Raw genomic sequence first — 11034 nt, forward strand, 5'->3', positions numbered from 1 at the left:
GTCTCGTACTGATTACTCTCACTTTTTACCGCCGAGCGCAGTCGACGGTGGATGGAGCTCGGCGGTAAGTGACGAGAGTAATCCGTATCAGAGCCCGGTAGTGGAGTTCAGAACACCCCCGGGAAGAGGACGTAGCTGAACAGCATCGTCAGGATGCCGGTGAACGTCGCGTAGTACACGAGCGGAATCAGTTCCAGTCGGATGACCCGACCTTCCTCGCCGACGAGGCCGACGACCGCCAGCGCCGCGACGACGTTGTGAATCGCGATCAGGTTCCCGATCGCGCCGCCGACCGCCTGCGCACCGAGCAGGAGTGTCTTCGGCGTGCCGATGCTGTCGCCGACGCCGTACTGGAACGTCCCGAAGAGGATGTCCGAGACCGTGTTCGACCCCGCGAGGAACGCCCCGAAGGCGCCGACGTACGCCGCGAAGAACGGGTACGCGCCGCCGACGGCGCCCGCCATCTCGTTCGACAGCAGGATCAGCATACTGTCCTGTCCGGTCGCTTCACCCGACTGGAGCATAATCTGCACCGTCGCGACCGCAAACAGCAGCGCGACCACGGCCGGCGCGACCTTCTCGATCGTCTCGCTCCAGGAGCCGACGATCTCCTCGCGGTTCATCCCGTGCAGCGGGATCGTGAGCAGGTGAACGGCGATGAACACGGCGCCCGGGAGATAGAGGATCGCGAAGGACCCGCTCAGCCCCGTCCCGAGGATGTCGGCCCACTTGAGCGTGAACAGATCCATCGTGACGAAGCTGTTGACCGGGTCGACGACCCGCGTGACCACGAGCAGCACGGCAACGAGCGCGTAGGGCGTCCACGCCTGGACGAGCGACATCTGCGTCTGCCCGCCGTCGGCCGCGACCGTCGCGTTGCCGGACGTCGATTCGCCGGGCTGGATCTCGCCGACCCAGTGATCGGGCCACGCCTCCTGCGGCTCGAAGTCCCAGTCCTCGTCCGGGTGGAAAAAGCCGGCGTTCAGCGCGCCGACCGTCACGAACAGACCGACCATCGATCCGATGAGCGCCGGGAACTCCGGCCCCAGGAAGTACGCCGTCAGGAAGTACGGGATCGAGAAGGCCGCCCACGCGAAAAGCGTCAGCGGCAGCACTTCCAGGGCGGGCCTGATCGAGCGTTCCTCGCCGAAGAACCGCGTCATCATCGCAACGCCGATTAACGGCAGGATGACGCCGACGATGACGTGGTACGAAGCCGCCCACACGGCGATGTCACCGACCCACTGAGCGACGGCGGCATCGGAGCCACCGGCGCCCGCGTAGGCGGACTGTGCAACGACCTCGGTCGCGATCCGATCGACGCTGCCGAAGATGTCAATCATCCCGATGATCAGCGGCGTCCCGACGGCGCCGAACGTGATCGCCATCAGGTTCCCGGTGAGCGCGACGACGACGGCCGCCATCGGCGGGAAGCCGAGCCCGACGAGCAGCGGCCCGACGATGGCCGCGGGCGTTCCGAATCCGGCGGCACCCTCGATGAACGAACCCATCAGGAACACGAGCAGGACGACCTGTACGCGGCGATCCTCACTGACCGACGCGAAGCCGTCGTTGATCGCGTCGAACGCGCCCGTCCGCTTGAGCGTGTACAGGAGCAGTATCGCCCCGAAGACGATGTACAGGATATTCGAGGCGGTGATGAACCCGACAATCGACGCCGCCGCGATCCACTGGGCGTTCATTCCCCACCCGATGACGCCTGCGCCGACGGCGACGACCCACGCGACGGGCATCGCGCGTGTCGCCGGCCAGAAGCGACCCACCATCAGATACGCGATCACGACGAGCGGCAGCAACGCGATCCCGACGTCGACCAACCCTGCCATTATCCGTCACCCTCCGGGAGCCGCGGTTGATGTCTCGAACGGTCCATTCCAGATACGTGCCTGATTCGACGCACCATACCCCCACGCCATCGACTACCATTATATATACTTATCGTTCATTTATAGTTCTTCGAGAATCCCGTGGTGCTCCGTCTCGCGGTCGGTCATCCGTCTATTCAGCTTCTGTACACGAGTAAAGAGGAGGAAACCGCCCGTTCCGCCCGAAAATTCGGGATATACGCAAACTGTCGTCTCTTCGTTCAGGAGGCTCTTCCGGGCCAGTCGGTATGGCCTAATTATTCGTGTGTAAAGGAATTTCACTCGAATATAGAGGAGATGTATTCGTGTGCAAAGGCTTATGACGAGTCCGCGCCGTAGCCCGCACGTGAGCGACACCCACGATCGGACCCGGGACGACCGCGGGCAGTACGACGACCGGATTCCGCCGGAGCGGGTGCTCGAGGCGTTTCAGTCCCGGGAGGATATGGGCCGTCCGCTGACAGCCAACGACGTGATGGAGGCTCTCGAGTGCTCGCGTCGGACCGCCCACAACAAACTCGGCGAACTCGTCGAACGCGGTGACCTCGAAACCAGAAAAGTCGGCGCCCGGAGCCGTGTCTGGTGGGTTCCGATCGATCCTGAGGACCTCGATCCATCGGCCCTCGTCACACCGGAATCCGAAGAGGGGATGGACGAGGCCCCCGAGTCGACGTCCCCGGCGCAGTCGCGTCGCCGTCCGGCGGTAAGAGACGCCATCGAGGACGCGGATCTGCCGGGGAGCGGCCCGCAACTCGACGCACGCCGGGAAGCTCTGTCGGCGGCCTATGCCTACCTCACCGACTATCCGGAGGCGACGAAGTCCGACTTCCTGCGCGACGTATACAGCGAGCATCCGGCCGGATTCCGCTCGGCTGAAGCGTGGTGGAACGCGATCCAGCCCGCGCTGAAGGACCTCCCCGACGTCGATCCGCCGGACGAACGCGAGCACATCTGGCATTTCCTCGGCGGGTAGGTGGCTGCTGGAAGCCACAAACCGTCCGTGAAGATACTGTGAAGTACCTCGGGGACAAGCCCCGAGGCTTCGCCGTCTTGACCACACGTCCCAAAACGGGCCGTGCCGTCGCAGGCGAATTTAATTCCCCTCGACCTTCCCGAGATAGGTCGGCTGGAATTAACACCCGAACGCTCGGTGCGTCCGTGAGGGTCGGCGGCTCCACCCCGCCCGACAACTCCCGTCGCACCGCGCCAAAGACGCGGGTTTTGAGAGGAGCCGCAGTCCCAAATCGCCTCAGTCAGCGTTGGATTAAGGTCTTTAACCCGTCTTTGTGGGTTTCTGACTGTATTAACTGTACGAACCGTGATTTGGTTAATCTTTCGACGGCCTTCACCCTCGGGGTCAAGCCCCGAGGCACTCGGCCTGCTCAGCCTGTAGATTTATCTGTGGTCGCTCGCCATCGCTCGATATGTATCGCTCGTGGGCCGTCCCGGTGCCGACGTGTCGGTGTGATGCCCGAATCCGGCCCATCCAATCGAGATGAACCCATCCGACGGTGACGAGGGGGAACGTCCCCCGCAGGACGCAGAGAGCGGAAGCGACTCCCGCGTGGATACGTGGGGGAGTTCCGTCGGTTCCGGAGAGGAATCGACCGGAGGATCCGCGGAGGCTGGGAAACCCGGCACGGAGAATCCTGGAGACGACGCCCCCAGTGATTCCGACGTAGTCGTCGACAGTACGTCCCCGGACGATCCCGAAGGGGCAGCCGCACGCGGGCCGTCGACGACCGGTGGCGACGAGGTGTACGCCTCCGACGTTGAGGGGAAACAGTACCGGGGGACCTGGTATCTGCCGCTCGATTACGACGCGCTCGATCGTGCGCCGTCCGACGAGTCGTATCCGGAGGAGGGGACGGGTGGCCGGTTCCGGCTTGCGGACCTGCCGCGAGTCCCGAAGGTGAGCCACGTCGTCGGCCCCTCGGCGATTATGCTCGGCGCCTCGCTGGGGAGCGGTGAAACGCTCTTCTGGCCGTCGTTGACCGCACAGTACGGCTGGGCAGTCTACTGGGCGTTCGTGGTCGGTGTGGCGACGCAGTTCGTGGTCAACACCGAACTCCAGCGGTGGACGCTCGCGACGGGCGAGAGCGTCTTTCGGGCGTTCGCGCGGCTCCACAACGGCTGGCCCTGGGTGTTCTTGCTCGGGGGACTCCTGAGCCTCGGTTGGCCGGGATGGGCCGCGGGCGCGGCCCAGGTCACGACGACGGTCTTCGGCCTCCAGGGGCCGGTGTCGGCGCTGGGAATCCAACTTCCGGCGTGGAAACTCGTCGCCGTCGGGCTGATGGTACTCGTGTGGCTCTCCTATCAGCTCTCTTCGGTGATGTACAACGTCGTCGAGGCCTTCCAGATCGGCCTCCTGTTCGTGGCCGTCATCGGATCGATCGCACTGGCGTATGTTGCCGGCGCGGGGCAGGAACTCGCCAACGCCGGCGACGTCGTCTCGGGGTTCGGCCGACTCCCGCCGGAACTGGATCTCGCACTCTTCCTCGGCGGGCTGGCGTTCGCGGGCGCGGGCGGCTATCTGAACCTCTCGCAGTCGCTGTGGATGCGCGAGAAGGGATACGGAATGGGGAACTACCAGGGGCGAGTCCGGAACCCGCTGCGGGGCGACGACCCCGAACCCATCCGCGAGAACGGCTTCGCGTTCCCGCCCTCTGAGACGAATCTCAAGCGGTGGCGCGGCTGGTGGCGCGTCGTCCAGTTGGAACACTTCCTGACGTTCGTGGTCGGTCTGCTCGTCGGCGCGACGCTGCTTATGGCCGTCGCTGCCCGCTATGCGTCCGGTGCATCGACCGACGCGATCCGGATGTGGCTCGTCGACGTCGCGCCCCAGCTCGGTTCGATCGGCGGGGGGCTCGTCATCGTCGTGCTCTTCGTTGCGCTTTTCACCACCGAGTACGCTATCGTCGAGTCGTTCGTCCGCAACAGTGCCGACGCCATCTACGAGGGCTACGGCCGCGCGGCCGACTGGGACCTCTCGACGATCTTCTGGCGGCTGCTGACGGGCTTTTGCCTGTGGGGGATCGTCATCATCCTCGTGTTCTCGGCGCCCTTCGAGGGGCGGGAGCCCTTCTTCTTCCTCGTCGTCGGCGCCGCGCTCTCGGGAATCATTATGTGGCCGTACATCACGCTGACGCTTTTGATGAACACGAACCGGCTCCCGGAGCACCTCCAGCCGGGCTGGCCCCGCGTCGTCGCGATGTGGTGGGCCAGCGGCTTCTACGGCTACTTCAGCATCCTGCTCGTGGGGCGGACGCTCGGGGAGGTGGGGATCGACTGGTTCGCGACAACGGGCGTCGTTGTCGGGAGCGCCCCCGGCGGCTACCTGCTGTGGGGGATGTTCCTCGCCGTCGAGACCTACGCGGTCGTCGTCTCCATCCGCGCGAAGCGACGGGCCCGCGGGACGGTGTCCGGCGCCGACGAGGCGACGGGGCCCTTTGCGGACTGACCGAAATCTGATTCCGTCTCCGCCCGAGGTCCCGCCGCGTCCCTGCAACGGGCTGCTGTCGTCTCGTCCCGGTGTGCGTCGAGATCGGATGCGGCGGGGACCGGTAAACTGTGGCGCCGGTCCGCCCGAAAGGGAGTATCGTCCCGGAATGGGGTCAGAAGACGACCGAGAGTCCGACGACGAACAACAGCGATCCGGAGACGAAGGACACGTCACGCGGGCGGATCGTCATATCGCTGGTCCGGAGTGCTCGGCTCTCGGAGTCGTCGAGCGACCGCGAGAACCCCTTCGTCTCCATCGCTTCGACCGTGACGCGGGCACGCTTGGCAACGTTGAAGATGAGCGGATAGAACGCCTTGATAGAGAGTTTCAGCAGGTAGTAGAAGTACCGCCATTTCAGCACACCCGTCTTTTCGGGGACGCTACTCCGGAGTCTGAAGGAGTTGACCAGAGCATGGTACTCCTCGACGAGCAGCGGCATCATCCGGTAGCCGTACGCGATAGCGAAGGTGAGCTGGCGTGGCACGCCGAGCCGGAGCATCCCCTTGCTGATCTTCTGTGGACTCATCGCCGAGAAGACGGCCAGGCTGATCACCGAGATGATCGTCAGCTTGAGGAAAAAGGGGATGACTGCGCCGACGGCGTCGATACCGACCTCCTGGCTCGTCATCGCCGTATGAATGCCGCGCCCAGTGGCAGTCGCGACGATCGTACCTGCCTCGGCAAACACGTCGAGGTCGAGGGCCACGGCGGCGTCGGTGATGCGCCCCACGTTGGCACCGAGATACCCGATAGCGCGGAGGAATCCACCCATCAGCGGCACGACGACCACGAAGAACCCGATGTTCGTGAGCTGACCGAACAGGAGCAAGGCCAGCAAGTACTTGCTGACCTGTGAGAGTGCCGCGAGGACGAACGCCGCCCCGAGCATCACAGCCAGGGGAAGCGTATCGTAGAACAGCCACGGAACGACCATAAACAGGACAGTCCACAGTAGCACGACCCGCGGATCGAACGTGTTCAACAGCGCTCTTTCGTTGTCGTACGCCGTCCGCATCAGGTCGATTTTGACGTCCGCGACCGAGATATCGGAGAACGCGTCGAGGTACTTCATCGGCCCTCCGTGATGTATGTATCGCGCTCGTAGGATACTGATTCGTCCGCGGAGGTATCAGGTTCGACCGACGTGATCGTTTCGACCATCGCATCGGCAGTGAGCACCGGCGACGCGACGTCGAGACGTTCGCTCAGTTCGACGACTTGCGGTTGGCGGAGGTCGGCCTCCGCCAGCAGTTCCACGTCGTCGAAGACCGCGGCCGGCGGCGCGTCAGCGAGGATCTCGCCGTCGCCCATCACGATCACCCTGTCAGCCCAGGCAGCCACCAACTGGAGGTCGTGAGACGCAATAACGACAGTTTCGACGCGGCTCTCGGCTTTCCTGAGCATTCCCGTCACCTCGCGGCGGCTCTGGAGGTCGAGGCTTCCGGTCGGTTCGTCCAGCAGGACGACCGTGGGATCCGTCGCCAGTCCGATTCCGAGGGAGGCCCGGCGCTGTTGTCCCAGACTCATCAGCCGACCGTCTCGGTCGGCCAGCGCTTCGAGGTCGAGATATCGAATAATCTCGTCGACGCGGTCGTCGACGCCGTCGGCACCGCGGTTTTTGAGGTAGTAAGCGATGTCTTTGCGGACGGTGTCCTCCACGAACATCTCCTCGGGGTTTTGATGGATGTAGACGGTGTCCTCCGCCAGCACCTCCGGGAGCGTGTCGCTCGTATCCCGGTCTAATACCGTCACCGTCCCGGTTTCCGGTGACTCCACACCGGTGATCAACCGCAGGAGTGTCGACTTGCCGGCGCCGTTGGCCCCGACGAGCGCGACACGGTCGCCGGCGTACAGTTCGAGGTCGAACCCGTCGAGGACCTGATTGTAGCCCTCCCGGAGCGTTGGATAGCCGTGGGTAACGTCGTCGAAGGTAACGAGCGGCTCGGTGCCGCCGACTGTCGCGTCGAACGCACTTCCAGTCGGTGTCGTCGACTCGTGACCGCCGTCGGCGACCTGACGAGGGGCGTCCGGGAAGGCCGTCACCGCTTCGTCGACGGTGACGGGATAGCGGTCGTCGCGAAGCGTCCCCTGGCCGGTCGGCAGGCCATCGGCGACCTGTGTCACCTGTGGCGGATGGATGTCGTGAGCGAGCAGGTCGTCGATGCGGTTGAGGCCGACCGCCGTAGGCTCCTTCCAAGCGATGTCGCCGTCGGAGACCAGCGCCATCTGATCGCAGTAGTCACCGATGAACTCCGAGTGGTGTTCGATGACGATGATCGTCTTGTCGTGTTCCTCGTGAAGCCGGCGGAGTTGCTCGTACGTCTCGTGTGCATTGTGTGGGTCCAGTTGGGCGGCCGGCTCGTCGATGAGAATAAATTCGGGATCCATCGCGAGCACGCCGGCAAGGGCGACCAGGTGTTGTTGGCCGCCGCTCAGCTCCCAGATGAACCGGTCGTCCAACTCCGCGAGCCCGACCGCCTCCAGCGCGCGCGTGGCCCGCTCTTCGTAGTCGTCGAGGCCGTAATTCAACGGTGCGAACTCGACGTCGTTTCGCACCGTCTCCTGAACCAGCTGGTTCTCGAAGTCCTGAAACACGTAGCCGACGTGTCTGGACAGTTCACCGACGCTCGAATCACTTGTATCGATCCCGGCGACTCGCACCGTCCCGTCGAGTTCGCCATCGAAAAAGTGGGGGATCAGTCCGTTGAACGTCTTGCACAACGTCGTCTTCCCGCTCCCGTTCCCGCCGACGATGGCTGTGAACTCCCCCGGCTCGATAGTGAGGTTCGCACCGCGCAACACCGGCTCGTCACCGCCAGGATACCGAAACGTCAGATCGTCGACGACGATGTCGTCCTCGGTCATACTGTCGCTTCAGACCTCGGCTTTTTGCTGGCGGTAGTAGACGATCCCGAACGCGACGAGCGCCGAGATCACGATCGGAATGAACAGGAACTCTTGCCCGTAGGTCTCGACGAACTCCGGCTCGAAGACGATGAGGCCGCCGCTGGTCTCGCTGAACGTCTCGACGACGAACGCGATCGGCAGTAGGATGAACCAGGCGACCAGCCGCTTCAGCGACGAACTGGTGAACGTCGGGCCGTCGCGGCCTTCGACCGGGTTCATACCGAGCAGCGGTTCGATCTTTCCACGCAGGCGAGGGTACAGATAGAGCGTCGGAATCGCACCGAAGACGAGGCCGGCGCCGATGATCTGGACGAAAGCACCTATCCCCTCAGTTGCCCAGACGGTTTCGGGCAGCCACGAGATGGCTTCCAGCTCTTCGACACCGACGTAGAACTTTCCGACGTCGATGAACCAGGCTGCGATTTCTTCCATCGCCTTCGCGAGGAAGCCGACGCTCGCGATCTGTTTCACGTCGGTCGGATCCGTGATCAATGACATCGCGAAGAACCACGACATCGTGATGACGATCAGTCCCTCTACCGCGCCCAACGCGCTGAAGTCGCCGATCAGTATCTCGCCGAACACGATGCCTCCGACGGGGATCGCGAGGCAGGCCCAAAAAGAGCGGAACAACAGGACGACCGACATCGCGACGAACCAGAACGGCCCGATTTCGATCCCGAGTCCGCCCACTGAGAACTCCGGAAGGAGTTCCGTAATCATACTTTGGAACCCGTGCAGGGACATCACGAGGATGAACACCATCATGTCCCTGTGGTCGAAACTGAACACGCTCTTCGAATCTGCAGGGGTTGACGCTCCCATACAGGAGCATATACCAGCAGGTGGCCATATAATACATTATATTTTTGATATTTTCTCCCCAAAGACCGTACTGCTGGATACCCAACCGTACGCAAGGTTCGGAGCGATCCGAACGGCTCCTGCCGGCTATTGAGCCGTACATAATCTGGGATTCGTTCGTCTCCGCTCGCTTGATCGGACATCTGACAGCAAGAGGAGCGTCGAAAAGATCGGACTCGCTGCCGACTCGCAGCACGAAGCCTGTAGTGGCGGATGACCCCGACTGTGATTACAGCAGAGCGTCGATACAGAGGAGGTCGATTTGCGACTGGGCGACGCGGTCGCGAAGCGTCGGCACTCGCCTCCTCAGTTCGTCGGGTCGATGACTGTCGGTCCCGAGAACGAAATCGACGCCGCGGTCGGCAAAGGTGGACAGCATCGCGGGGTTGGGATGGAGCCGTCCTAGCGAGCCGTTGACCCGTCCGGCGTTGAGTTCGGGAACCGTTCGGGAGTCACTCAGTGCCGCAGCGACGCGGTCGTAATCGCTCGGGCGTGTATGGCCGCGCAGCGTCTCCAGTCGCTCAGGCAGGTCGAGGTGGCCGAGCACGTCGAACAGTTCGGTCTCGACCAGCTCGACGACGGCATCGTAGTAACACTCGACGGCCTCCCGCCGGACGCCGTCAGAGCTATCGACGTACTGAGTGTCGGAGGTGTAATCGTAGCCGGAGGCGAAGTGGACGCTCCCGATGGTGTAATCGAAGTCGGCCGTCGTAAGGAATTCTGCAATCCGATCGCTATCTTCGGGGACGTAGCTCAACTCCGCTGCGTCGTACAGCGTCAGATCGGTGGTCTCACGGGCCCGGTCGATGTGTTCTCGGCGCCGTTCGTACGTCTCGTCGAGGTCGTACGTTTCGTGGCGACCGAACGCGTCCGCCGTCAGAATACAGTGGTCGGTGAGCCCGAGTCCGTCGACTCCGGCCGCTTCAGCCGCTTCGATCATCGCCGACAGATCTGAGCCGTCAGAGTACGTCGTGTGCGCGTGAACGTCCGTCCGCATCAGCTGTCGTCAGCGACGTCGTAGAGCTTCTGTCCGTCGAGTTTCGGGACGACTTTGCGGCTGTCGAAGTCGAGCGCGTATTCGTAGAGATCGGTCCGTTTGATCTGTGGCCGCCGTTCGTACTTGGCTCCCTTCGAGAACTCGACCATCTCGCGATACACCGCGCGTTCGCGATCCGTCGGCGGATCGTCGTGTAGATGACGGGCGATGAACAACGCCCCCGCGACATCCTCCGGGGAGGGTTTCCCGCTGGATCCGGCGGCCACGAAATACGTCTCTTCGTCCCGTGTCCGGAGGTGGTCTGCCAGTGCGACACCGTTGGTCAGTCCACCGACGTACACGTTCACACTGTCGTCACCGGCAAGCCGGAGGTCGGTGACGGCGTTGCCGCCGTTGGTGGACGTCATCGCCGTCGGGCGGCCGGCCACATCGACATCCTGGACGAAACTCGGGGAGTTGAAGAAGTCATAGCCCTCCTCGCCCCGGTAGTTTGGGCCGGAGGCTCCACCGATCTTTGCGTCCGGGTGCTCCTCCTGAAACGCCGGTTCCTCGCCGCGGTTTTCGGTGATATGGATGTATTTCGCACCGTTGGCGAACAGTTCCGGCACCGTCGTCGAGAACTGTGCGACGTCGACGACGACGTAGTTCCCCGATTCGGGGTCGTCGGGTATCTGCGCCCGTGCGGGAATCATCCGTTCAACCGGGAGTGAGTCGGTCGTCTCGTCTGCTATGAGGGTCACACCGAAATTTCACCCGAATGCCGTTTGAGTGTAACTATGAGGCCTATATGATCGAACAGAGGGCTCGGTATCGAACCGAAGCGATAGAGACGACCGGGTATCTGCGAGTCGTGACGCCGGATCGCTGCCAGTTACGGA

General features: G+C 63.3%; 8 protein-coding genes. 2 read left to right on the forward strand and 6 right to left on the reverse strand.

The window, feature by feature from the left end; translation table 11 throughout:
* Positions 1–107: 107 nt before the first annotated feature.
* Entirely contained in the window at positions 108–1847 is a 1740-nt protein-coding gene (locus tag RJT37_RS13515; protein WP_313685245.1) for an L-lactate permease, read from the reverse strand.
* Positions 1848–2232: 385 nt separating this feature from the next.
* Between RJT37_RS13515 and RJT37_RS13520 the strand changes: the two genes are divergently transcribed.
* Together RJT37_RS13520 and RJT37_RS13525 are read left to right on the forward strand one after the other, a co-directional pair.
* Positions 2233–2859 (forward strand): Fic family protein, encoded by a 627-nt coding sequence (locus tag RJT37_RS13520; RefSeq protein WP_313685247.1) that lies wholly within the window; start codon positions 2233–2235, stop codon positions 2857–2859.
* Between the two features lie 522 nt (positions 2860–3381).
* Positions 3382–5346, forward strand: a complete 1965-nt coding sequence (locus RJT37_RS13525) for an Nramp family divalent metal transporter (RefSeq protein ID WP_313685249.1) — start codon at positions 3382–3384, stop codon at positions 5344–5346.
* Positions 5347–5500: 154 nt separating this feature from the next.
* Here RJT37_RS13525 and RJT37_RS13530 read toward each other — a convergent pair whose 3' ends face one another.
* The 5 genes from RJT37_RS13530 to RJT37_RS13550 form a co-directional block, all read right to left on the reverse strand.
* Complete coding sequence (locus RJT37_RS13530) at positions 5501–6460, reverse strand: energy-coupling factor transporter transmembrane component T family protein (RefSeq protein ID WP_313685251.1); 960 nt, start codon at positions 6458–6460, stop codon at positions 5501–5503.
* Complete coding sequence (locus tag RJT37_RS13535; protein WP_313685253.1) at positions 6457–8253, reverse strand: ABC transporter ATP-binding protein; 1797 nt, start codon at positions 8251–8253, stop codon at positions 6457–6459. Before RJT37_RS13535 ends, RJT37_RS13530 begins: the two co-directional genes overlap by 4 nt.
* A 9-nt stretch (positions 8254–8262) precedes the next feature.
* The gene (locus tag RJT37_RS13540) at positions 8263–9120 is read right to left on the reverse strand and encodes a DUF8171 family membrane protein (protein ID WP_313685254.1); all 858 of its coding nucleotides are present in this window, start codon (positions 9118–9120) and stop codon (positions 8263–8265) included.
* Positions 9121–9388: 268 nt separating this feature from the next.
* Entirely contained in the window at positions 9389–10156 is a 768-nt protein-coding gene (locus RJT37_RS13545) for a PHP domain-containing protein (RefSeq protein WP_313685255.1), read from the reverse strand.
* Positions 10156–10848 (reverse strand): 2-phosphosulfolactate phosphatase, encoded by a 693-nt coding sequence (locus tag RJT37_RS13550; protein WP_390209041.1) that lies wholly within the window; start codon positions 10846–10848, stop codon positions 10156–10158. The genes RJT37_RS13545 and RJT37_RS13550 overlap by 1 nt, the downstream gene beginning before the upstream one ends.
* Positions 10849–11034 lie beyond the last annotated feature (186 nt).

Source organism: Halobellus marinus, from assembly GCF_032113415.1.
Taxonomy (GTDB): domain Archaea; phylum Halobacteriota; class Halobacteria; order Halobacteriales; family Haloferacaceae; genus Haloquadratum; species Haloquadratum marinus.